Here is a 22732-nt window from a genome sequence, read left to right on the forward strand (position 1 = left end):
CGGCCATCCGGAATGACGGGTGCGTACGAGGGTGGGGAGGCGTGCCGCCTACCTTGCGCATGCCCTCTCTCGTAATGAAGCGCCTTCAAAGCCCGACAATCTTGACGGTTTTCCCGCAGAGCTTGCTCATGTCGTCTTCGTCAGAGGTGAGGATGAGAACCGGTTTCATCGCACGGAGCGCCGTAGCGGCCACGACAGCGTCGATGGCGTACTTATGGCCGTGAAGCCGACTGCCGCGCAGCAACTCAATCGCACGCGAACAGATCTCCTCGGTCACCGGCTCGACCCTCAGCCGTGACAGGTACCACTTGAGGCGTTCAGTTTTCACACGTACGTCTTGAGCCTCGATCGGCGTCATCGCACTGACGACGACCCGAAAGTCGTTGTCCTGCGCCTCCCGTACGATCGCGGTCACCCGCCGGTCGGCCTCACACCACTTGACGAGCCCCTCGCAGTCCAGGACGACGGTGCCCGCACTCAGCTTTCTTCGTGCGCGCGCCACCCGTCCTCCTCCAGCAGCTCGGGTGCGGACTTCACACTGCGGAACAGCTCAGCCGCCTCATCGCGAAACGCCTGCGGGATCGGCCCCGAGGCTGCCTCGTTCGCCTGCAGTGCCTCCTCCAGCAGATCACGCTCAATCTGACGTTCCACGGCCGCATCCACGTACGCGGAGAATCCGCGCGCTCCAACACGCTCCCTGACCGCCCGGATGTTCCCCGAGCGCAGGGAGACGCTTACCTTGGCCGCCGGACCATCCCCCGGCCCGAAGTCCCGCTCAGGCATGCTCATACGCCTAGTTTACTACTCGAAGTAGCAATCCATTCTGATGTTGAGCCTACTCCTCTGCAATCGTCAGCCCGATCGCACAGAACCACTCGGACGGGTCACCCAGCTTGACGTCGGTGCCGCCGATCCCGCAGTAGCCGTCCGGGCTTCGGAGACGCCACGCCGCAAGCGCCTCCGGCTGGTTGTTCAGGAAATCCCATCTCTCCGCCTGCAACGGAGTCAGGATTTTTCCGAACGCCGAGGGACTGGGGAGCACCATGGAGGCCAGGTGGCTCTGCGGGCCGGCGAACTCCCCAACGGCACGGCAGTACAGGGGCTGTGATCTTCGCCGAAGACCGCCTCGCCCGGCGTCCTGGGACTACGAGCGCTTCGTCGAAGCGATCACGTACCAGGACGGCCGAGTGTTCGCCGACGCGCGCGGCGCGACGGACCTCTACAGCGACGAGTCCAGACGCCGGACGTTCTCGACCCTCAAGATAGTGCGGTTCCCGCCGCTACGCGGCGGGCTTGACCCTGTAGGAAGATTGTCGCCGTGACTACTCTCCGCGCCCGGAAGGGCGGTGGCCAGGACGGCTCCAGCTCTGCCGACTGAGCCACTGCTCGTAGTCAGCACGAATCATGTCCCGCCCAGCTGGCCGGCCGTCACGATCGTCCAAGAACCCTTCAAGCGTGTCGAAGAGAGTCCTCACAACGACTGTGTTCCGCTCGTCGTCCATCCGATCGCGGCAAAAGCGCAAGCTCTCGCCGGGCAACGCCAGCATGAACACCAGCGCCTCCCAGACGAGGTTGTCACCGCCGTCCACGCGCACGACCAACCATTCCCTGAAGCCGTCGAGGAAGGTGTGACCGCTGCCCGCGTGGAAGCCGGCAATGTACGTCGTGAACAACCGATACGAGCCGTCCAGCCCGTACGCCCCAGGCCGCCTGCGCACGTCCTCCAAGTGCTCCCGGGGCGTCCGTAAGAGCACTGCTCAGGCCTCGCCAGAGGTCAGGCCGACCGGACAGGAGACGCCCGTTCCGCCGATCCCGCAGTAGCCGTTCGGGTTTTTGAAAAAGTACTGCTGGTGGTAGCGCTTCGCTTCAGGTCGCAAGTCAGAGCGCTTCCGGAAGAAGGAGCAGCGCGCTGGTGTGGTTCGGCCGGACCACCGTGAAGTGACGGCGGTCAAGTGTGGCCACCTCTGAGATCTTGAGCCGTTCGGTAACCGCGATCACGGACGCGTCCACTGCGCCCAGGGGAAGGCTCGCGTACATCTCGACCAAGGCGCTCATGCGATCCAGATCTGACGCGATGAGATCCACAAGCGTCAGTCCCGCCCCGAAACTCCGCAAGAAAGCCGCTTCCGCCTTACCGCCCTGTCGCCTTTCGACCAACTGGCAGACTTCTACGACGACAGAGGACGGGACCAGCAATGGACCAGGGTGCGTCCTCAGCAAGCGTCCGCATACGTCGTGGTGCTTGTCTTCGTGGTTGAGCGCCGCAACCAGTGGGCCTGTGTCAAGGACGATCACAGGCAGTGATTGTCCTCCGACTTCAAGATCTCTTCGCTGCGTTCGGCAAAATCCGGCTCAGCCGCCAGCATGCCAATGAATGGCAGGTCGCGGACGGCCGGCGGCTCATCGAGCTGATCTTTGACCAAGCGCAGCAGAGGCGCGACCTTCTCGTCGGGGAGCCGGTCCACCAGGTGATGAAGTTCCTCGCGCATCACGCTCATGACATCAGTGTATAGACAAGGCTTCCCAGGAGCCCGGGACACCTTGTCAACATCTCAGCGATGTGCTCAAGCCTCGCCGGAGGTCAGACCCACCGGGCAGGAGACCCCGGTGCCGCCGATCCCGCAGTAGCCTCCGGGGTTCTTGAAGAGGTACTGCTGGTGATACTCCTCCGCGAGGAAGAACGGGCCCGCCTCGGCCAGCTCCGTCGTGATGTCCCCGTACCCCGCCTCCGACAGCACCTTCTGGTACGACTCCCGCGACCCCTCCGCCGCCTTCCGCTGCTCCGGCGAGTGGTAGTAGATGGCCGAGCGGTACTGCGTCCCGACGTCGTTGCCCTGGCGCATGCCCTGGGTCGGGTCGTGGGCCTCCCAGAAGACCTTCAGGAGGTCCTCGTACGACACCTTCGACGGGTCGTACACGACCCTGACGGCCTCCGTGTGGCCCGTGCGGCCGCTGCAGACCTCCTCATACGTCGGGTTGGGCGTGTAGCCGCCCTGGTAGCCGACGGCCGTGGTGATGACGCCGGGCGTCTGCCAGAACGTGCGCTCCGCGCCCCAGAAGCAGCCCAGGCCGAAGTCGGCGACCTGCGCGCCCTCCGGGTACGGCGGGGCGATCGGGGCGTCGAGGACCGCGTGCCGGGCCGGGGCCGGCGTCTCCTCCGGGCGCCCCGGCAGGGCGTCCTCCGGCCGGACCATGCTCGTCTTGTTGCCGCCGAACAACCAACCCATGGTGCACCTCCGCAGACTCTGCCTACGATACAGAACGCCTAACGCTTAAGGGTCGCTACATAGTCCCGCATAGCGATACACATTTGTGTTTAAAGGTGGTAAGGCGCGACTATGGGGGACATGCCTGACGTTCGCCGCGGTGTGCTGTTCGGAGTCGCCGCCTACACGATGTGGGGGCTCTTCCCCCTGTACTGGCCTCTCCTCAGGCCCTCCGGAGCCGTCGAGATCCTCGCCCACCGCATGGTCTGGTCGCTGGTCGCGGTCGTGGCGGTGCTCGCGGTGCGCCGTCACTGGTCGTGGATCAGGACGATGGCCCGCCAGCCGCGCAAGCTCGGCCTCCTCGCCCTCGCCGCCGCGATCGTCACGGTCAACTGGGGCGTCTACATCTACGCCGTCAACGCCGGCCACGTCGTCGAGAGCGCCCTCGGCTACTTCATCAACCCCCTGGTCAGCGTGCTGTTCGGGGTGGTGCTGCTGCGTGAGCGGCTGCGGCCGCTGCAGTGGGCGGCCGTGGGGTTCGGCGCGCTGGCCGTCCTCGTGCTGACCATCGACTACGGCCGGCTGCCCTGGATCGCGCTCACGCTCGCCGTCTCGTTCGGCGTGTACGGGCTGATCAAGAAGCAGGCGAACGTGGGCGCGGCCGAGAGCCTGACCATCGAGACCCTGGTCCTGCTCCTGCCGGCCTTCGGCTACCTCGTGTACCTGGAGACGGCCGGGCAGGCGACGTTCGGCCACACCGGGACCGGGCACGCGGCGCTGCTCGCGGGCGCCGGCATCATCACCGCCGTGCCGCTGCTGTGCTTCACGGCCGCCGCCATCCGGGTGCCGCTGAGCACGCTCGGCCTGCTCCAGTACATCGCGCCGGTCCTGCAGTTCCTGTGCGGGGTGCTGGTCGCGAAGGAGACGATGCCGGCCAGCCGCTGGATCGGCTTCTCGATCGTGTGGCTGGCCCTGGCCGTCTTCACCTACGACAGCATCCGTACGGCCCGCGCCACCCACCTCCGCAACCGGGAGGCGCGGCCCGTCACGGCTCAGCCGGAGCGCTCCGCCACGTAGTCGCACAGCGCCATGAACGCGGCCTTGGCCGGGATGTCCGGCAGGGCGGAGATGTCGTCGCGGGCCCGGTCCACCCAGGCCACCAGCTCGTCCCGGGCCCGCACCATCGCCGGATGCTCCCGCAGCAGCGTCAGCGCCTCCTCCACGTCCGCCTCGGCCACCGGGCCGGACAGCAGCTCCATCAGCCGCGACGGCGTGCCGGAGGCGAGCGCGTACAGGGACGGCAGCGTGTGGACGCCCTCGCGCAGGTCGGTGCCGGGCGTCTTGCCGGACTCGGTGGAGGTGGAGGCCACGTCCAGCAGGTCGTCGCCGAGCTGCCAGGCCACGCCGATCGCCTCGCAGGCCCGGCTGAGCCGCTCCTCCACGTCGGCGGGCGCGCCCGACAGCAGGGCGCCGAAGCGGCCCGAGGCGGCGATCAGCGATCCGGTCTTGTCGGCCAGGACGCTGATGTAGTGCGCGACGGGGTCGTCGTCGCCGCGCGGCCCGATCGTCTCGCGGATCTGTCCCTGCACCAGCCGCGAGAACGTCTGCGCCTGGATGCGGATCAGCTCCGGTCCGAGGTCGGCCAGGATGTCGGACGCCTGGGCGAACAGGTAGTCGCCCGTGAGGATGGCCACGGTGTTGTCCCACCGGGCGTTGGCCGACGGGGAGCCCCGGCGGACCGGGGCCTCGTCCATGACGTCGTCGTGGTAGAGCGACCCGAGGTGGGTCAGCTCGATGACCACGGCGCCGGGCACGACGCCCGGCGCCGACGGGTCGCCGAACTGGGCCGCCAGCAGCAGCATCAGCGTGCGGAAGCGCTTGCCGCCCGCCTCGATGAGGTGCTTGGACGCCTCCGTGACGAAGGCGTCCTCGCTCTCCACCGACGAGCGCAGGAGCTTCTCCACGGCGGCCAGGCCGGTGGCCACGTCCTGCGCCAGCCGCTCGTCCTCAATGGGAAGGTCAACAACGGGAGGCGCGGACATGGCATATCCCCTTATCGGATGAACAGGTTGGCCGCGGCCTCGTTGGCCACGTCCAGCATGGGCTGCGGGAAGATCCCCACTCCTACCGTAACGAGCACCGCCACGGCGATGACGGCCACGGTGCCCATACTCGGCTGGGCGATCGACGGGCCGTCGGCCGCCGGCTCGCTGAAGAACATCAGCACGATGACGCGGACGTAGAAGAACGCGGCCACCGCCGAGGCGACGACGCCCAGCACGACCAGCCCGGTCATCCAGCCGCCCATGGAGTCGCCCCGCTCGGAGCCGCTGGCCAGGGCCGCCGCGAACACCGCGTACTTCCCGAAGAAGCCGCTCGTCAGCGGGATGCCGGCGAAGGCGAGCAGGAAGAAGGCGAAGATGCCCGCCAGCAGCGGCGACCGCTTGCCCAGGCCCGCCCAGCGCGACAGGTGGCCCGCCTCGCCTCCGGGGTCCCGGATCATCGTGACGACCGCGAACGCGCCGACCGTCGTGAAGCTGTAGACCAGCAGGTAGAACAGGATGGCCGACAGCGAGCCGGAGTTCTGCTGGCTCTTGTCGAACGTGGCCATGACGCCGATGAGCAGGAACCCGGCGTGCGCGATCGAGGAGTAGGCCAGCATCCGCTTGATGTCGGTCTGCGTGATCGCCAGCACCGCACCCACGATCATGGTGAGGGCCGCGACGGCCCACATGACCGGGCGCCAGTTCCAGTCGAGGTTGCCCAGGCCGACCCAGAACACCCGCAGCACGGCGCCCATGGCCGCGACCAGCGTGCCCGAGGCCATGAGGGCGGTGATCGGGGTCGGTGCGCCCTGGTAGACGTCGGGCTTCCACGCCTGGAACGGCGCCGCGCCGATCTTGAACAGCAGGCCGACGCCCAGCATCGCGAACCCGATCAGCAGCAGCGGGTCGAGCAGCGAGCCGCCGGCCAGCGCCTTGTTGATGCCCGGCAGCGACACGGTGCCGGCGTAGCCGTAGAGCATGGCCGTGCCGTACAGGAAGAACGCCGAGGAGAACGCGCCCAGCAGGAAGTACTTCATCGACGCCTCCTGCGACAGCAGGCGGCGCCGGCGGGCCAGGCCGCACAGCAGGTACAGCGGCAGCGACATGACCTCGAGGCCGACGAACATGGTCAGCAGGTCGTGGGCGGCGGGGAACAGCATCATGCCGCCCACCGCGAACAGCAGCAGCGGGTAGACCTCGGTGTGGCCGCCGCCGCTGGCCTCGGCCTCCTCCTCGTCGGAGCTGCCGGGCACCGCCGCCGCCGAGGCGACGAAGTGACCCTCGTCGTTGACGAGCAGCACGCACACGAACGACAGGACCAGGATGATGCCCCAGATGAACAGCGAAGGCCCGTCGACGGCGACCGCGCCCATGGCCACCGCCGCGCTGGGCGTGCCACGCATGATCACCTGGACGAGCACCAGGGCGAACGCGCCGCCCAGGGAGATCAGCGTGAGCGGTACCTGCATCACCTTGCGCAGGTAGCGGGGCGCGAACGCCTCCACGAGCACGCCGAGCACCGCCGCGCCGAAGACCAGCAGCATCGGCGCCAGCGTGCCGTACTCGATCGTCGGCGCCTGCATGATGTCACTCACTGACCGGCCCCCTTCTCAGCGATAGCCGGGTTGTCCACCTTGACGTTGACCAGCGTCTGGGTCACCGCCGGGTTGATCACGTCGAGCAGCGGCTTGGGGAAGAAGCCGAAGCCGATGATCAGCGCGACCAGCGGCGCGAGCACGACGATCTCGCGCACGTTCAGGTCCTTGAACGCCTTGACCGGCTCGGCGGTGGGCCCGTTGAGCGTCCGCTGCACCATCCACAGGATGTAGACGGCCGCCAGGATGACCGCCACCGCGGACACGACGGCCGCGACGGTCAGCGCCCCGGACCCGTGGGCCGAGCTGGAGTACGTACCGGTCATGACCATGAACTCGCTGACGAAGGACGACAGTCCCGGCAGCGAGAGCCCGGCCAGACCGGCGATCAGGAAGAAGCCGGCGAGCAGCGGAGCCACCTTCTGCACCCCGCCGTAGTCGGCGATGTGCGGCGAGCCGCGCCGGGCGATGAGGAACCCGGCGGCCAGGAACAGCGCGCCGGTCGCGAAGCCGTGGTTGACCATGTACAGCGTGGCGCCCGACTGGGCGACCTGCGACATGGCGAACACGCCCATCACGATGAAGCCGAAGTGCGAGATCGACGTGTAGGCGATGAGCCGCTTCATGTCGGTCTGCCCGATCGCCACGATCGCGCCGTAGATGATGCTGATGACCGCGAGCACCACGATCGGCATCGTGAACGCCTTGGCCGCGTCGGGGAACAGCTCCAGGCAGAAGCGGAGCATCCCGAACGTGCCCACCTTGTCCAGCACGCCCACGAGCAGGACGGCCGCGCCGGCCGGGGCCTGGGCGGCGGCGTCGGGCAGCCAGGTGTGGACCGGCCACAGCGGCGCCTTGATGGCGAAGGCGATGAAGAAGCCGGCGAACAGCCACTTCTGCGTCGCCGGGTCCTGGATGGCGCCGACGAGCTCGGGGAACATGAAGGTGCTCTTGCCCGCGACCACGTACAGCCCGATGACCGCGACCAGCATGAGCAGGCCGCCGAACAGCGAGTAGAGCAGGAACTTGACGGCCGCGTACGACCGCTGCGCCCCGCCGTACGACCCGATCATGAAGTACATCGGGATGAGCATGGCCTCGAAGAACACGTAGAACAGGAAGATGTCGGTCGCCGCGAAGACGCCGATCATCATCGCCTCGAGGACGAGCAGCAGCGAGAAGTACGTCTTGACCGACCGCTTCGGCGTGATCAGCGTGCCGTCGGCGGAGCGGACACCGTCGGCGTCGTGCCACGAGGCCAGCACCACGATCGGCACCAGCACCGCGGACAGCACGATGAGCACCAGCGCGATGCCGTCGACGCCGACCCCGAAGTGGACGCCGAAGCTCGGGATCCAGTCGTAGACCGCGGCGAACTTGAACCGCTCGCCCTTGGCCGACGGGAACTGGAACGCCATGACCAGCGTCAGCACCAGCACGACCAGCGAGACCGCCAGCGTGACCTGCTTGGCGACCTGGTCGGCGCCCTTGGGCAGCAGGGCCACCACGACGGCCCCCAGCACGGGCACCGCCAGGAGTATGGGGAGCCAGAGTGACGACATCAGATGTTCCCAACGAGGAGCAGGGCGCCGGTCAGCAGGGCGGCACCGATCAGGATGGACAACGCGTAGGTTCTGGCGAAGCCCGTCTGGATCCGCCGCAGGCGGCCCGAGGTCCCGCCGATGCCCGCGGCCAGCCCGTTGACGACTCCGTCGATGCCGCGGTTGTCGAAGAACACCGCGATCCGGGTGAGCCACTGACCGGGCCGCATGAACAGCGACTCGTTCAACGCGTCACCGTACAGGTCGCGCCGGGCGAACGTGGTGAGGAACGAGCCGCGCGGCTGGACGGCGGGCACCTCGGCCCGGCCGTACCGCACCCAGGCGAACGCGGCGCCGACCGCCACCAGCGCCAGCGTGGCGAGGCCGGGAACACTGGCGAAGTGGAACGTGGGCAGCTCTTCGGGACGCCCGACCGCGGGCGCGAGCCACAGCATCAGCCTGTTGCTCAGGATGAGGTAGCCACCGAGGAAGATCGAGCCGATCGACAGGATGATCAGCGGCCACGTCATGACGGCCGGCGACTCGTGCGGGTGCGCGTCCTCCGCCCACCGCTTCTCACCGAAGAACGTCATGAAGATCATCCGGGACATGTAGAAGCCCGTGATGCCCGCACCCGCGACGGCCAGCCAGCCGAGCACCTGGTTGTGCTCCACGGCCGTCTCGATGATGCCGTCCTTGGTGAAGTAGCCGGACAGCAGCGGGAACCCGATGATCGCCAGGTAGCCGATGATGAACGTGACGAAGGTGACGGGCATGTACTTGCGCAGCCCGCCGTACTTCCGCATGTCCACCTCGTCGTTCATGCCGTGCATGACCGAGCCGGCGCCGAGGAACATGTCGGCCTTGAAGAAGCCGTGCGTGATCAGGTGGCCGATGGCGAAGGCGTAGCCCGCCGGGCCGAGGCCCGCGCCGAGCATCATGTAGCCGATCTGCGACATCGTCGAGCCGGCCAGGCCCTTCTTGATGTCGTCCTTCGCGCAACCGATGATCGCACCGGCGAGCAGCGTGGCCGCGCCGACGATCGCGACGGCCAGCGCCTGCGCCGACCCCTCGGGGAAGAAGAACGCGCCCGAGCGGACGACCAGGTAGACGCCGGCGGTGACCATGGTGGCGGCGTGGATGAGGGCCGAGACCGGGGTCGGGCCCTCCATCGCGTCGAGCAGCCAGGACTGCAGCGGGAGCTGCGCCGACTTGCCGCACGCGCCGAGGAGCAGCAGCAGGCCGACCGCGGTGAGCGTGCCCTGCGACATGCTCCCGACCTTCTCGGTCAGGTCGCCGAAGGCGAACGTGCCGGTCGCGGTCCAGATGATGAACATGCCGACGAGCAGCCCGAAGTCACCGACGCGGTTGACGACGAACGCCTTCTTGGCGGCGACCGCGGCCGACGGCTTGAACTGCCAGAAGCCGATCAGCAGGTACGAGGCCAGGCCCACGCCCTCCCAGCCGATGAACAGGCCGACGTAGTTGTCGGCCAGCACCAGCAGGAGCATCGCGGAGACGAACAGGTTCAGGTACGCGAAGAACCTGCGCCGGTCGGGGTCGTGCGACATGTAGCCGATCGAGTAGATGTGGATCAGCGATCCGACACCCGTGATCAGCAGCGCGAAGCTGATCGACAGCGGGTCGACGAGCAGCCCCATGTCGACCATGCCGGGGATGAACTCGTACAGGCGCACGGCCTGACGCCGTTGCTCGGCGGGCAGGCCGATCATGTCGAAGAACGCCAGCACCGCCACGACGAACGAGGCGAGGGACATGGCCACGCCCAGCAGATGGCCCCACCGGTCGGTCTTGCGCCCGAGGATCAGCAGGATCGCCGCGCCCAGGAGCGGGAAGGCGATCATGAGCCACGAGACGCCGATCACGCCGCCGGTGGTGTGCTGGACGATCTCAGCGGGAGATTCCACCAGTCACCTCTTAGTACTTCAGCAGGTTGGCGTCGTCTACGGACGCGGACCTGCGGGTTCGGAAGATCGTCACGATGATTGCCAGGCCGACGACGACCTCGGCCGCGGCCACCACCATCACGAAGAACGCGATGATCTGGCCTTCGAGGTTGCCGTTCTGGCGGGCGAAGGTGACGAACGCGAGGTTGCAGGCGTTGAGCATGAGCTCGACGCACATGAACACCACGATCGCGTTGCGCCGGATGAGCACGCCCATCGCACCGATGGCGAACAGCAGGCCCGAGAGGACCAGGTAGTGCGTGGTCACTTGGAGTCCTCCTCGGCCTTGTGCTGGGTGGCCTCGGCCAGGCGCGGGTCGTCGGGGAGGTGGCCCTCCTCGACGTCGTAGCGCGCGATGTAGCGGTTGACCGAGTCCCCCGCGACGGTCCCGTCGGGCAGCAGCGCCGGCATGTCGATGGCGTTGTTGCGCGCGTACGTGCCGGGGCCGGGCAGCGGGGACGGCCGGTCGCCGCGGAAGCGGGCCCGGGACAGGTCCTTCTGCGTGGCCTTCTCGGTGAGCCGCTCGCGGTGCGCCAGCACCATCGCGCCGAGCGCGGCGGTGATCAGCAGCGCCGAGGTGATCTCGAACGCGAACACGTACTTGGTGAACAGCAACAGCGCCAGCGACCGGATGTAGCCGGCCGTGCCGACCGCGCCCTCCAGGCCCGCCTGCGGCGCGAAGACCGCGTTGCCGAAGGCCAGGATCACCAGCACGGCGAACCCGATGGCCGCGATCGCCGCCCAGAACCGCTGGCCCTTGATCGTCTCGACCAGCGAGTCGGACGAGTCGACGCCGACCAGCATGAGCACGAACAGGAACAGCATCATGACGGCGCCGGTGTAAACGATGATCTGCACCGCCGCCAGGAACGGCGCGTCCTGCACCGCGTACAGGACGGCCAGGCAGAGCATCACGGTGCCGAGCATCAGCGCCGAGTAGACGGCCTTCCGGTTGAAGACCATGCCGAGCGCCGCGCCGACGGATACGACGGCGAGCACCCAGAACGTGACGGTCTCACCCATTGGTCCGTCCCAGCCGGTAGTAGTCCTCTTCGGTCTCGCCGAGCCGCATGGGGTGCGGAGGCTGCTCCATGCCCTGGGTGAGCGGCGCGAGGAGCATCTCCTTGGTGTAGATGAGGCTCTCGCGGCTGGTGTCGGCCAGCTCGTACTCGTTGGTCATCGTGAGCGCCCGCGTGGGGCACGCCTCGATGCAGAGACCGCACAGGATGCACCGCAGGTAGTTGATCTGGTACGTGCGCCCGTAACGCTCGCCCGGGGAGAAGCGCTCCTCCTCGGTGTTGTCCGCGCCTTCGACGAAGATGGCGTCGGCCGGACACGCCCAGGCGCACAGCTCGCAGCCGACGCACTTCTCCAGGCCGTCGGGCCACCGGTTGAGCTGGTGACGGCCGTGGAAGCGCGGAGCCGTCGGCCGCTTCACCTCCGGGTAGTTGACCGTGACAGGCTTCTTGAACATCGTGTGGAAGGTGACCCCGAAGCCCTTGACGGGGTTCAGCCAATCAGTTAGTCCCACTGGGAATCTCCTTGTGCTGCACCCCGTGGTAGTGCGGCAGATCGAGCGGCGGCACCGGGAAGCCACCTGCCGCCGGTTCGCTGGTCAGCTCCTCGAACTCGGCCTCCACCTGGGCCTTCTTCGCTTCCCTGCGCCGCTGGTTGACGGTGTCGAACCGGAGCCAGATGGCGATGGCCCCGATGACGATGACCACGCCGAGCCCGATGGACGGCATCGAGGTGTCCTTGTTGACCACCACGTTGCGGACCGCCGCGACGATGAGGATCCAGGCCAGGTTGACCGGGATCAGCACCTTCCAGCCCAGGGACATGAGCTGGTCGTAGCGCACGCGCGGCAGGGAGGCCCGTACCCACACGATGAAGCAGAACGTGAGCACGAACTTGATGAAGAACCACAGGACCGGCCACCAGCCCTGGTTGGCCCCCTCCCAAAGGGAGATGGGCCAGGGCGCCCGCCAGCCGCCGAGGAACAGCGTCACCGCGATGCCGGAGGCGGTGAACGTGTGAAGGTACTCGCCCATCATGATCAGGGCGAACTTCAGGGAGGAGGAGTACTCGGTCTGGAAGCCGCCGACCAGCTCGCCCTCGCCCTCGGGCAGGTCGAACGGGATGCGGGCGGCCTCGCCGAACATGCAGACCACGTACACGAGGAACGACGGGATCAGCAGGACCGCGTACCAGGTCTGCTCCTGCGCCTTGACGATCTCCGAGGTGGACAGCGTCCCGGCGAACAGGAAGACGCCCACGAAGGACAGCCCCATCGCGATCTCGTACGAGACCACCTGCGCCGCCGACCGCAGACCACCGAGCAGCGCGTACGGCGAGCGGGACGACCAGCCGGCGAGCACCACGCCGTAGACCGAGATGGCGCCCATGGCCAGCATGAACAGCACGGCCACCGGCAGGTCCACGAGCTGCAGCGGCGTCTGCACGCCGAACAGGTTGACCACCGGCCCGATGGGCACGATCGAGAAGGCCAGGAACGCCGGGACCACCATGATGACCGGGGCGAGCAGGTAGAGCACCTTGTCCACGGTCCGCGGGAAGAGGTCCTCCTTCAGGCCCATCTTCAGGCCGTCGGCCACGGACTGGAGCAGACCGAACTTGCCGGCCCGGTTGGGGCCGTAGCGGTTCTGCATCCGCGAGATGAGCTTGCGCTCGAACCAGACGCCGAACAGGACGCCCAGCATCAGGAAGACGAAGAGCAGCACGGCCTTGATGATGGTGATCCAGAGCGGGTCCTTGCCGAAGTCGGCGAGGGTCGGATCGGCCGCGAGAACGTGGTTCATGAGGCGCTCCCGATGGTGACGATGTCGCCGGCCACCGCGCGCAGGTCGCGGGTGACCGAGCAGCCGCCGGAGTTCGCCGGCACCCAGATCACGCGGTCGGGCAGGTCCGCGACGCGGACCGGCAGCGTGACCGGGTTCGGGCCGGGGCCGCCGACGACGAGCTTGTCGCCGTCCACGACGCCGATCTCCGCCGCCGTGCTCTCCGAGACCAGCGCCTCGGCGGCGCGGGCGGTGCCCGCGAGGTAGGGCTCGCCGTCCTGCAGCCGGCCTTCGTCCAGCAGCAGGTGCCAGGTCGCCAGCACCGCCTGGCCGGCCGCCGGGGCGGCCTGCGAGCGGGTGGAGACTCCGGGGGCGGCGACGCGGGTGCCGCGCCAGGCGCCGATGGCGCTCAGCTCGCGCCGGACGGTCTTGGCGTCCGGCAGGCCGAGGTGCACATCCATGCGGTCGGCGAGGTTGCCGAGGACGACCAGCTCGCTCTGCAGGCCGGGCACCTTGAGCGGCGCCTCGAACGAGCGTCCGCGGCCCTCCCAGTTGACGAACGTGCCGCCCTTCTCCTGCACGGCGGCGACCGGCAGGACGACGTCGGCCCGGTCGGTGACCGCGCTGGCACGGATCTCCAGGCTGACGATGAACGGCGTGCGCTCCAGGGCGTCCAGCGCGGCGGCCGGGTCGGCCAGGTCGTAGGGGTCGACCCCGGCGACGACGAGCGCGTCGAGGTCGCCCTGCGCGGCGGCGGCCAGGATGCCGGCCGTGTCGCGGCCGGGGACGGCGGGCAGCGAGGCGACGTTCCACGCCCGGGCGATCTCCGCCCTGGCGCTCTCGTCCTCGACCGGCCGGCCGATCGGCAGCAGGTTGGGCAGCGCGCCCGCCTCGACCGCGCCGCGCTCACCGGCCCGGCGCGGCACCCAGGCCAGCCGGGCGCCGGAGGCGGCGCTGAGCCGGAGGAGGGCGGACAGGGCGCCCGGGACGGTGGCGAGCCGCTCACCGGCGAGCACGACCGTGCCCTCGGGGAGGCTGCCGACCAGGTCGCCGATCGCGTCGGCCTCGCCGCCCGGCGCGGTGCGGATGAGCGTGCCGCCCATCTTGGCCAGGCCCGGGGTGGCGAACGGCGCGATGGCGGTGACCTTGAGGCCGCGCTTCGTCCACGCCTTGCGCAGGCGCAGGAAGACGATCGGCGACTCCTCCTCGGGCTCGAACCCGACGAGCAGCACGCCGGGCGCGCTCTCCAGGTCGGCGTAGGAGATCTCGATGCCCCGACCGGCGACCGCGTGGGCCAGGAACGCCGCCTCCTCGGCGGAGTGCGGCCGGGCGCGGAAGTCGACGTCGTTGGTGCCGAGGGCGACGCGGGCGAACTTGGAGTAGCCGTACGCCTCCTCGACCGTCACGCGCCCGCCGACGAGGACGCCGGCCCTGCCGCGGGCGGCGGCCAGGCCCTGGGCGGCGACACTCAGCGCCTCCGGCCACGAGGCGGGCACGAGCACGCCCTCCTCGTTGCGGACCAACGGGGTCTTGAGGCGGTCGGGCTGCGTGGCGTAGGTGAACGCCCAGCGGCCCTTGTCGCAGTTCCACTCCTCGTTGACCTGCGGGTCGTTGCCGGCGAGGCGGCGGGTGACCCGGCCGCGCCGGTGGTCGGTGCGCAGCGAGCAGCCGGACGCGCAGTGCTCGCACGCGCTCGGCGTGGAGACCAGGTCGAACGGCCGCGCCCGGAACCGGTAGGCGGCGCCGGTCAGCGCGCCGACCGGGCAGATCTGCACGGTGTTGCCGGAGAAGTAGGACTGGAACGGCGCGCCGTCGGCGACGCCCACCTGCTCCTTGGCGCCGCGCTCGAAGAACTCGATGAACGGGTCGCCGGCGATCTGGTCGGAGAAGCGGATGCAGCGGGCGCACTGGACGCACCGCTCACGGTCGAGCAGCACCTGCGTGGACAGCGGGAGCGGCTTGGGGAAGGTCCGCTTGTGCTCGTGGAAGCGGGACTCGCCCTGGCCGTTGGACATGGCCTGGTTCTGCAGGGGGCACTCGCCGCCCTTGTCGCAGACCGGGCAGTCCAGCGGGTGGTTGAGCAGCAGGAACTCCATCGCCGCGCGCTGCGCCTTCTCGGCGACCGGCGAGGTGAGCTGGGTCTGCACCACCATGCCCTCGGCGACCTCGATCGCGCACGACGGCTGCGGCTTGGGGAAGCCGCGACCGTTGCCCGCGTCGGGGATGTCCACGAGGCACTGGCGGCAGTTGGCCGCGGGGTCGAGCAGCGGGTGGTCGCAGAAGCGCGGGATCTGGATGCCCAGCAGCTCGGCCGCCCTGATGATCAGGGTGCCCTTGGGGACGCTGACCTGGAACCCGTCGATCGACAGGGTCACCAGGGTGGTCTCTACGGCGGTTGTTGTCACTGGTCACCCCAGAGAGTGGACTTCTTCGCGTCGAACGGGCAGCCGCCGACCTCGAAGTGCTTGAGGTACTCGTCGCGGAAGTACTTCACCGAGGAGTGAATCGGGCTGGTCGCGCCGTCGCCGAGGGCGCAGAAGGAGCGGCCCAGGATGTTGTCGGCGATGTCGGTGATGGTGACCAGGTCGTCCTCGGTGCCCTGTCCGGCTTCGAGCCGCTTGAGCACCTGCTTGAGCCAGTAGGTGCCCTCGCGGCACGGCGTGCACTTGCCGCACGACTCGTGGGCGTAGAACTCGGTCCAGCGCAGCACGGTGCGGACCACGCAGGTGGTCTCGTCGAAGATCTGCAGCGCGCGGGTGCCGAGCATGGATCCCTTGGCGCCGACCGCCTCGAAGTCGAGCGGCACGTCCAGGTGCTCGTCGGTGAAGATCGGCGTGGAGGAGCCGCCGGGGGTCCAGAACTTGATCTGGTGCCCCTCGCGGATGCCGCCCGCCATGTCGAGCAGCTCCCGCAGGGTGATGCCCAGCGGCGCCTCGTACTGGCCGGGCCGGGTGACGTGGCCGCTCAGCGAGAAGATGCCGAAGCCCTTGGACTTCTCGGTGCCCATCCCGGCGAACCAGTCGGCCCCGTTGGCGATGATCGAGGGAACACTCGCCACGGACTCCACGTTGTTCACGACAGTAGGCGAGGCGTACAGGCCCGCCACGGCCGGGAACGGAGGCTTGAGTCGAGGTTGGCCCCGGAAGCCTTCGAGCGAGTCGAGCAGCGCCGTCTCCTCGCCGCAGATGTACGCCCCGGCGCCGCTGTGCACGACGAGCTCCAGGTCGTAGCCGGAGCCGAAGATGTCGGTGCCCAGGTAGCCCTTCTCGTACGCCTCGCGCACGGCCGCGTGCAGCCGGCGGATGACGTGCAGCACCTCGCCGCGCACGTAGATGAAGGCGTGGTTGGCGCGGATGGCGTAGGCCGTGATGATGACGCCCTCGACCAGCGAGTGCGGGTTGGCCATCATGAGCGGGATGTCCTTGCAGGTGCCCGGCTCCGACTCGTCGGCGTTGACGACGAGGTAGTGCGGCTTGCCGTCGCCCTGCGGGATGAAGCCCCACTTCATGCCGGTCGGGAAGCCCGCGCCGCCGCGGCCGCGCAGGCCGGAGTCCTTGACGGCCTGGATGACCGCGTCGGGGTCCATGCCGAGCGCCTTCTTGGCCGCCTCGTACGGGCCGTAGCCGTCGAGGGTGAAGGAGTCGGGACGGTCCCAGTTGGCGGTCAGGACGGGAGTCAGGGTGACGCTCATGCCTCTGGGGCCTTCCATCCGTTGGCCTTGGCGACCTTCAGGCCCTCCAGCGAGGCGCCGGCGGCCGACGGGCCCTCGCCCGCGAGGTCGTCGGGCAGGCCGGCGAGCACGCGCGAGGCCTCCTTGAAGGTGCACAGCTTCTTCGGGCCCCGGGTCGGCCGCACGTCCTTGCCGTCACGCAGGTCGTCCACGAGCTGCTTGGCGGAGTCGGGCGTCTGGTTGTCGAAGAACTCCCAGTTGACCATCATGACCGGGGCGAAGTCGCAGGCGGCGTTGCACTCCAGGCGCTCCAGCGAGACCTTGCCGTCGGAGGTGGTCTCCTCGTGACCGACGCCGACGTGCTCGCTCAGCTCCTCCCAGATCTGGTCGCCGCCCATGACCGCGCACAGCGAGTTGATGCACACGCCGACGTGGTAGTCGCCGGCGGGCCTGCGCTTGTACATGGTGTAGAAGGTGGAGACGCCGACGACCTCGGCCTTGCTGAGGCCCAGCATCTCCGCGCAGAACTCCTGGCCGGCGTCGGAGACGTAGCCGTCCTCCGACTGCACCAGGTGGAGCAGCGGCAGCAGGGCGGAGCGCGCCTTGGGGTAGCGGCCGATGATCTCCTTGGCGTCCCGCTCGAGACGCTCACGGACTTCCGGTGAATAAGTCACCGGTCCACACCTCCCATGACGGGGTCGATAGAAGCCACCGCGGCGATGACGTCGGCGATCTGGCCGCCCTCCGCCATCGCGGGGAAGCCCTGCAGGTTGCAGAAGGACGGCTCGCGGAAGTGCACGCGGTAGGGGCGGGTGCCCCCGTCGCTGATCACGTGGGCGCCGAGTTCGCCCTTCGGCGACTCGATCGAGGCGTACGCCTGCCCGGCCGGCACCCGGAAGCCCTCGGTCACCAGCTTGAAGTGGTGGATGAGGGCCTCCATGGAGCTGCCCATGATGTGCGCGATGTGATCGGGCGAGTTGCCGAAGCCGTCGGGGCCGAGCGCGAGCTGCGCGGGCCAGCCGATCTTCTTGTCCTCGATCATCACGGGGTCGCCCTTGAGCGGGCCGGCGATGCGGTCGAGGGCCTGCTCGACGATCTTGAGCGACTCCTCCATCTCGCGCATGCGCACGAGATAGCGGGAGTACACGTCGGCGCCGCGCTCGGTGGCCACCTCGAACTCGTAGGTCTCGTACCCGCAGTAGGGCTGCGACTTGCGCAGGTCCCACGGCAGGCCGGCGGCGCGCAGGATCGGCCCGGTGATGCCGAGGGCCATGCAGCCGGTCAGGTCGAGGTAGGCGACGTCGCGGGTGCGGCTGAGGTAGACCGGGTTGGCGTCGAGGAGCTTGCGGATGTCCTTGATCCGCTTGGGCATCTCCTTGAGGAACTCGCCGACCTTGTCGACCGCGCCCGCGGGCAGGTCCACGCTCACGCCGCCGGGGCGGATGTAGGCGTGGTTCATCCGCAGACCGGTGATGTACTCGAAGAGATCCATGATCATCTCACGGTCGCGGTAGCCGAAGAGGAACGGCGTGGTCGCGCCCAGCTCCATGCCGAACGTGCCCATCGCGACCAGGTGCGAGGAGATGCGGTTGAGCTCCATCATCATGACCCGGATGGCCTGGGCCCGGTCCGGGATGCGGTCCTCGATGCCGAGGAGCTTCTCCACGCCCAGGCAGTACGCCGTCTCGTTGAAGATCGGCGACAGGTAGTCCATGCGGGTGACGAACGTGGTGCCCTGGGTCCACGTCCGGTATTCCATGTTCTTCTCGATGCCGGTGTGGAGGTAGCCGATGACGCCGCGCGCCTCGGTGACCGTCTCACCGTCGAGGGTCAGGACCAGGCGGAGCACGCCGTGCGTGGACGGGTGCTGCGGGCCCATGTTGACGACCAGGCGCTCGGTGTCGGAGTCGCGCACCCCGGCGGTGACGATCTCGTCCCAGTCGGCGCCGGAGACCGAGTAGACCTTGCCCTCGGTCGCCTCGTCGTAGCCAGTGGTCACGAGTATGCCCTCCTGTGGTCCGGCGAAGGCACCGTGGCGCCGCGGTACTCGACCGGGATGCCGCCGAGCGGGTAGTCCTTGCGCTGCGGGTGGCCGTCCCAGTCGTCCGGCATCATGATCCGGGTCAGCGCGGGGTGGCCGTCGAAGACGATGCCGAAGAAGTCGTACGTCTCACGCTCGTGCCAGTCGTGGCCCGGGTAGACGCCGACCGTCGAGGGGATGTGCGGGTCGGAGTCGGGGCAGCTCACCTCGACCCGGACGCGCCGGTTGTGCGTGATCGAGCACAGGTGCAGGACGGCGTGCAGCTCCTCGCCCGCCAGGTGCGGGTAGTGGACGCCGGACACGCCGAGCGACAGCTCGAAGCGCAGGGCCGGGTCGTCGCGCAGCTTCTGGCAGACCTCGACGAGGCGCTCGCGCTTGACGTGCAGGGTCAGCTCGCCCCGGTCGACCACCACGCGCTCGATCGCGTCGTCGAGGGCCAGGGTGTCGACGATCTCGTCGAAGTAGCTCCCGTACGGGCGGGGCGTGGACAGCTGCGGCGCCCGCCGCACCACCAGGCCGCCGTAGCCGGAGGTGTCACCCGAGTCGGACGTGCCGAACATGCCGCGCCGGACGACCGGCGCCTCGGGCACCTCCGGAGCCGCCGGGACCTCGGCCCCGGGGACCTCGGGGAGGTTGTCTGGGGAGGTCACTTGGCAGCCCCCTGGTCGATCAGCGGAAGCTGGCGCAGGGCCCGCAGTTCGAGCTCGTCGATCTGCTTGGCCCGGTGCGCGCCGAACTTCATGTTCTGGATCTTGTCGTGTAGCTTGACGATCGCGTCGATCAGCATCTCCGGCCGGGGCGGGCAGCCCGGCAGGTAGATGTCGACCGGCACGACGTGGTCGACGCCCTGCACGATCGCGTAGTTGTTGAACATGCCGCCGCTGGAGGCGCACACGCCCATCGCGATGACCCACTTCGGCTCGGCCATCTGGTCGTAGATCTGCCGCAGCACCGGGGCCATCTTCTGCGACACGCGACCCGCGACGATCATCAGGTCGGCCTGGCGGGGAGACGCCGAAGCGCGCTCCATGCCGAAGCGCGCCAGGTCGTAGTGGGGGCCACCGGTGGCCATCAGCTCGATGGCGCAGCAGGCGAGGCCGAAGGTGGCCGGCCACACGGAGTTCTTGCGCGCCCATCCCGCGGCCTGCTCGACCGTGCTGAGGATGAAGCCGCTGGGGAGTTTCTCTTCAAGTCCCATTTTCAGTCCCAGTCCAGACCCTTGCGGCGCCACACGTACGCGTAGGCCGCGAGCACGGTGACGATGAACAGCAGCATCTCGACCAGCGCGAAGATGCCGAGGCCCGAGGCGAGCACACGGCCGTCGTCGCCGTGCAGCGGGGCGAACGACACGGCCCACGGGTAGAGGAAGATGATCTCGATGTCGAACACGATGAAGAGCATCGCGGTCACCATGTACTTGAGCGGGAACCGTCCGCCACCGACCGGCTGGGGCGTCGGCTCGATGCCGCATTCGTAGGCGTCAAGCTTGGCGCGGTTCCAGCGCTTGGGTCCGGTGAAGGGGGCGATGGCGACCGAGAAGATCGCGAAGCCCCCCGCGAGAACGGCGAGCACCAGGATGGGCACGTAAAGGTCCATCGCTACGCCTCCTCTGGAGTCGCCGCGCGCGCGGGCGCGCAGCCTGGTCTATGGATGTGCCGGGTGTGTGCGGGATTCATGCTGGCGGCGCGACCTTCGAGAGTGCGTTGATGATCTTGTCTGACGCATTGCCCCGCCGGTCGGTGAGATTACCAAGGAGTTTGAGCGCGAAGCGCATCAGCCTCGGGTGCGGCAGACCATGGCGGGTGCCGAAGCTCATGACGCCGGGTTTGCCGATGGCCTCGACGAACCACCGGCCAAGGGTGAAGTACCCGCCGTAGGCGTCCTTCAGCACGTCAGGATAGGCGCGCAGGGTGCGCTCGCGCTGGGCGGGCGTCGTGTCCCTGCGCAGGGCCCGCTCGATGACCTCGGCCGCGATCTCGCCGGTCTCCATGGCGTACGCGATGCCCTCGCCGTTGAACGGGTTGATCGCGCCGCCGGAGTCGCCGACCAGGACGAGGCCGCGCGTGTAGTGGGGCTGCCGGTTGAAGGCCATGGGGAGCGCGGCGCCGCGGATGGGGGCCGTCATGTTCTCCTCGGTGAAGCCCCACTCGGCGGGCATCGCCCTGCACCACCGCTTGAGCAGGTCGCGGTAGTCGATGTTCTTGAACTGGGCGCTGGTGTTGAGCAGCCCGAGGCCGACGTTGGCGGTGCCGTCGCCGACGCCGAACACCCAGCCGTAGCCGGGCAGCAGCGTCTCGTCGTCCCAGAGCTCCAGCCAGGTCTCCAGGTAGTCGTCGTCGTGGCGGGGGCTGGTGAAGTAGGTGCGCACGGCCACGCCCATCGGGCGGTCCTCGCGCTTGTGCAGCCCCATGCCGAGGGCCAGCCGGGTGCTGTTGCCGTCGGCGGCCACCACGATCCGGGACCGGTAGGTGGCGCCGTCCTTGGTCGTCACCCCGACCACGTGGCCGCTGCGGTCGTCGAGGACCGGGCCGCTGACGTTGACGCCCTCCATCAGCCGCGCCCCGGCCTTGACGGCGTTGGCGGCGACGATCTGGTCGAAGTCCTGCCGGGTGCGCACGAGGCCGAAGTCGGGGAAGCGCTCCAGCTGGGGCCAGTCGAGCTCGAAACGCAGGCCGCCGCCGACGACCCGCAGGCCCTTGTTGCGCACCCAGCCGGGGGCGTCGATGTCGATGCCCATGTTCATCAGCTGCTTGACCGCGCGGGGCGTCAGCCCGTCGCCGCAGACCTTCTCCCGGGGGAAGGTGGTCTTCTCCAGAAGCAGCACGTCGAGCCCGGCCCGGGCGAGGTGGAAAGCGGTGGCGGAACCGGCGGGACCGGCGCCGACGACGATGACGTCGGCATCGTCGTCAGGCTTTCTGGCTGTGGGCACGGTCACTGGACTGTTCCTGTCCTACACGCTCGAAGGCCTCGGGGTGTCTGGCGCCTTCGTTCCTTTGTGAACCCCTTCACAAACTTGTCGGCCCGCAGTCTAACGCTTTTCCGGTACATAGTGGCAGTCGGGGCCTGCCGCTTTGACCAAACCGTCGCCGGAAGCGAATTTCGCTCAACCCCGTCCCGGCGTGTCCCGCATCGTGGACCCGGCTCAGGCCGGTTTGAACCCCCGGTGGATGGCCACGATCCCCAGGTCCAGGTTGCGCCAGGCCACCCGCCCCCAGCCGGCCCCCTGCATCGTGCGGGCCAGGGTCGCCTGGTCGGGCCAGTCCCTGATCGACTCGGCGAGGTAGTCGTAGGAGGCGCCGTTGGAGCCGAAGACGCGGGCCACCACGGGAAGAAGCCGCATCAGGTACTGGCGGTAGACGAGATCGAAGGCCGGCACCGTCACGCGGGAGAACTCCAGCACCACGAGGCGCCCGCCCGGCCTGGTGACCCGCAGCATCTCGCGCAGCGCCTGGGCGGTGTCGTGGACGTTGCGCAGCGCCACCGAGATGGTCACCGCGTCGAAGGAGTCGTCGGCGAAGGGCAGCCGCATCGCGTCGCCCGCGACGAACGGCACGCCCGGCCCGCTCAGCGCGTTGCCCCCGCGCCTGCGCACACCGGTGTGGAGCATGCCCAGCGAGAAGTCGCAGGCGATCGCGCGCGCTCCCAGCGTGGTGAAGGTGTCGGTCGAGGTGCCCGTGCCGGCGCCGAGGTCGAGGACCAGCTCGCCGGGTCCCGCGTCGACAGCGTGGGCGACGGCCTTGCGCCACAGGCGCACCTGGCCCAGCGTGAGCACATCGTTGACGAGGTCGTAGCGCCGGGCGGTGCGATCGAACATCGCGGCGACCTGGTCCGGCTGCTTGTCCAACTGAGCACGCGTCATGGGACCAAGC

25 protein-coding genes and 1 pseudogene are annotated in these 22732 nt (G+C 68.8%); 1 reads left to right on the forward strand and 25 read right to left on the reverse strand.

Annotation, left to right across the window (positions count from 1 at the left end; genetic code table 11):
* Positions 1-85: 85 nt before the first annotated feature.
* From MTP10_RS02100 to msrA, 8 genes and pseudogenes are all read right to left on the reverse strand, one after another.
* A complete protein-coding gene (locus MTP10_RS02100; RefSeq protein ID WP_310707214.1) occupies positions 86-502 on the reverse strand; it encodes a PIN domain-containing protein in 417 nt (138 codons plus the stop codon).
* Positions 478-789 (reverse strand): hypothetical protein, encoded by a 312-nt coding sequence (locus tag MTP10_RS02105; protein ID WP_310707215.1) that lies wholly within the window; start codon positions 787-789, stop codon positions 478-480. The genes MTP10_RS02100 and MTP10_RS02105 overlap by 25 nt, the downstream gene beginning before the upstream one ends.
* 46 nt (positions 790-835) lie before the next feature.
* Entirely contained in the window at positions 836-1045 is a 210-nt protein-coding gene (locus MTP10_RS02110) for a hypothetical protein (RefSeq protein ID WP_310707216.1), read from the reverse strand.
* Positions 1046-1322: 277 nt separating this feature from the next.
* Positions 1323-1727, reverse strand: a complete 405-nt coding sequence (locus MTP10_RS02115; protein ID WP_310707217.1) for a hypothetical protein — start codon at positions 1725-1727, stop codon at positions 1323-1325.
* A gap of 30 nt (positions 1728-1757) precedes the next feature.
* Positions 1758-1865: pseudogene (locus tag MTP10_RS02120) on the reverse strand (peptide-methionine (S)-S-oxide reductase); the annotation flags it as partial.
* A 13-nt stretch (positions 1866-1878) separates the two neighbouring features.
* Positions 1879-2295, reverse strand: a complete 417-nt coding sequence (locus MTP10_RS02125; protein WP_310707218.1) for a PIN domain-containing protein — start codon at positions 2293-2295, stop codon at positions 1879-1881.
* The gene (locus MTP10_RS02130; RefSeq protein WP_310707219.1) at positions 2292-2498 is read right to left on the reverse strand and encodes a hypothetical protein; all 207 of its coding nucleotides are present in this window, start codon (positions 2496-2498) and stop codon (positions 2292-2294) included. Before MTP10_RS02130 ends, MTP10_RS02125 begins: the two co-directional genes overlap by 4 nt.
* A 66-nt stretch (positions 2499-2564) precedes the next feature.
* Positions 2565-3227 carry a peptide-methionine (S)-S-oxide reductase MsrA gene (gene msrA / locus MTP10_RS02135; protein WP_310707220.1) on the reverse strand — a complete coding sequence of 221 codons (663 nt, stop codon included), beginning with the start codon at positions 3225-3227 and terminating at the stop codon, positions 2565-2567.
* A gap of 120 nt (positions 3228-3347) precedes the next feature.
* On the opposite strand from msrA, the gene rarD reads away from it, so the two are divergent.
* Positions 3348-4283: an EamA family transporter RarD gene (gene rarD / locus MTP10_RS02140; protein ID WP_310707221.1), complete on the forward strand. Its 936-nt coding sequence runs from the start codon at positions 3348-3350 to the stop codon at positions 4281-4283.
* Here the strand turns inward: rarD and MTP10_RS02145 are convergent.
* From MTP10_RS02145 to MTP10_RS02225, 17 genes are all read right to left on the reverse strand, one after another.
* Positions 4259-5248: a polyprenyl synthetase family protein gene (locus tag MTP10_RS02145; protein ID WP_310707222.1), complete on the reverse strand. Its 990-nt coding sequence runs from the start codon at positions 5246-5248 to the stop codon at positions 4259-4261. The genes rarD and MTP10_RS02145 overlap by 25 nt on opposite strands.
* 11 nt (positions 5249-5259) lie before the next feature.
* Positions 5260-6834 carry an NADH-quinone oxidoreductase subunit NuoN gene (gene nuoN / locus MTP10_RS02150; protein WP_310707526.1) on the reverse strand — a complete coding sequence of 525 codons (1575 nt, stop codon included), beginning with the start codon at positions 6832-6834 and terminating at the stop codon, positions 5260-5262.
* Positions 6835-6842: 8 nt separating this feature from the next.
* Positions 6843-8408 (reverse strand): NADH-quinone oxidoreductase subunit M, encoded by a 1566-nt coding sequence (locus MTP10_RS02155; RefSeq protein WP_310707223.1) that lies wholly within the window; start codon positions 8406-8408, stop codon positions 6843-6845.
* On the reverse strand, positions 8408-10252 hold the full coding sequence (nuoL, locus tag MTP10_RS02160) for an NADH-quinone oxidoreductase subunit L (protein WP_397334412.1): 1845 nt from the start codon (positions 10250-10252) through the stop codon (positions 8408-8410). Before nuoL ends, MTP10_RS02155 begins: the two co-directional genes overlap by 1 nt.
* Before the next feature lie 73 nt (positions 10253-10325).
* Complete coding sequence (gene nuoK, locus MTP10_RS02165; protein WP_310707225.1) at positions 10326-10622, reverse strand: NADH-quinone oxidoreductase subunit NuoK; 297 nt, start codon at positions 10620-10622, stop codon at positions 10326-10328.
* Positions 10619-11377 (reverse strand): NADH-quinone oxidoreductase subunit J, encoded by a 759-nt coding sequence (locus tag MTP10_RS02170; RefSeq protein WP_310707226.1) that lies wholly within the window; start codon positions 11375-11377, stop codon positions 10619-10621. Before MTP10_RS02170 ends, nuoK begins: the two co-directional genes overlap by 4 nt.
* The gene (nuoI, locus tag MTP10_RS02175; protein ID WP_310707227.1) at positions 11370-11885 is read right to left on the reverse strand and encodes an NADH-quinone oxidoreductase subunit NuoI; all 516 of its coding nucleotides are present in this window, start codon (positions 11883-11885) and stop codon (positions 11370-11372) included. The genes MTP10_RS02170 and nuoI overlap by 8 nt, the downstream gene beginning before the upstream one ends.
* The gene (nuoH, locus tag MTP10_RS02180; protein ID WP_310707228.1) at positions 11872-13173 is read right to left on the reverse strand and encodes an NADH-quinone oxidoreductase subunit NuoH; all 1302 of its coding nucleotides are present in this window, start codon (positions 13171-13173) and stop codon (positions 11872-11874) included. Before nuoH ends, nuoI begins: the two co-directional genes overlap by 14 nt.
* Positions 13170-15557, reverse strand: coding sequence for an NADH-quinone oxidoreductase subunit G (locus MTP10_RS02185; protein ID WP_310707229.1), 2388 nt, complete (start codon positions 15555-15557; stop codon positions 13170-13172). The genes nuoH and MTP10_RS02185 overlap by 4 nt, the downstream gene beginning before the upstream one ends.
* A complete protein-coding gene (gene nuoF / locus MTP10_RS02190; protein ID WP_310707230.1) occupies positions 15554-16843 on the reverse strand; it encodes an NADH-quinone oxidoreductase subunit NuoF in 1290 nt (429 codons plus the stop codon). Before nuoF ends, MTP10_RS02185 begins: the two co-directional genes overlap by 4 nt.
* Positions 16840-17496, reverse strand: a complete 657-nt coding sequence (gene nuoE / locus MTP10_RS02195) for an NADH-quinone oxidoreductase subunit NuoE (RefSeq protein WP_310707231.1) — start codon at positions 17494-17496, stop codon at positions 16840-16842. The genes nuoF and nuoE overlap by 4 nt, the downstream gene beginning before the upstream one ends.
* Positions 17493-18821, reverse strand: a complete 1329-nt coding sequence (locus tag MTP10_RS02200; protein WP_310707232.1) for an NADH-quinone oxidoreductase subunit D — start codon at positions 18819-18821, stop codon at positions 17493-17495. Before MTP10_RS02200 ends, nuoE begins: the two co-directional genes overlap by 4 nt.
* Positions 18818-19513: an NADH-quinone oxidoreductase subunit C gene (locus tag MTP10_RS02205; RefSeq protein WP_397205554.1), complete on the reverse strand. Its 696-nt coding sequence runs from the start codon at positions 19511-19513 to the stop codon at positions 18818-18820. The genes MTP10_RS02200 and MTP10_RS02205 overlap by 4 nt, the downstream gene beginning before the upstream one ends.
* Complete coding sequence (locus tag MTP10_RS02210; protein ID WP_175591133.1) at positions 19510-20061, reverse strand: NADH-quinone oxidoreductase subunit B family protein; 552 nt, start codon at positions 20059-20061, stop codon at positions 19510-19512. Before MTP10_RS02210 ends, MTP10_RS02205 begins: the two co-directional genes overlap by 4 nt.
* Positions 20062-20063: 2 nt before the next feature.
* On the reverse strand, positions 20064-20459 hold the full coding sequence (locus tag MTP10_RS02215; protein WP_310707233.1) for an NADH-quinone oxidoreductase subunit A: 396 nt from the start codon (positions 20457-20459) through the stop codon (positions 20064-20066).
* A 76-nt stretch (positions 20460-20535) separates the two neighbouring features.
* Positions 20536-21798 (reverse strand): geranylgeranyl reductase family protein, encoded by a 1263-nt coding sequence (locus tag MTP10_RS02220; protein ID WP_310707234.1) that lies wholly within the window; start codon positions 21796-21798, stop codon positions 20536-20538.
* A 207-nt stretch (positions 21799-22005) separates the two neighbouring features.
* Positions 22006-22722: a demethylmenaquinone methyltransferase gene (locus tag MTP10_RS02225; protein WP_310707235.1), complete on the reverse strand. Its 717-nt coding sequence runs from the start codon at positions 22720-22722 to the stop codon at positions 22006-22008.
* Between the last annotated feature and the right edge of the window lie 10 nt (positions 22723-22732).

Origin of the sequence: Nonomuraea sp. 3-1Str (assembly GCF_031570565.1) — a bacterium.
GTDB lineage: Bacteria > Actinomycetota > Actinomycetes > Streptosporangiales > Streptosporangiaceae > Nonomuraea.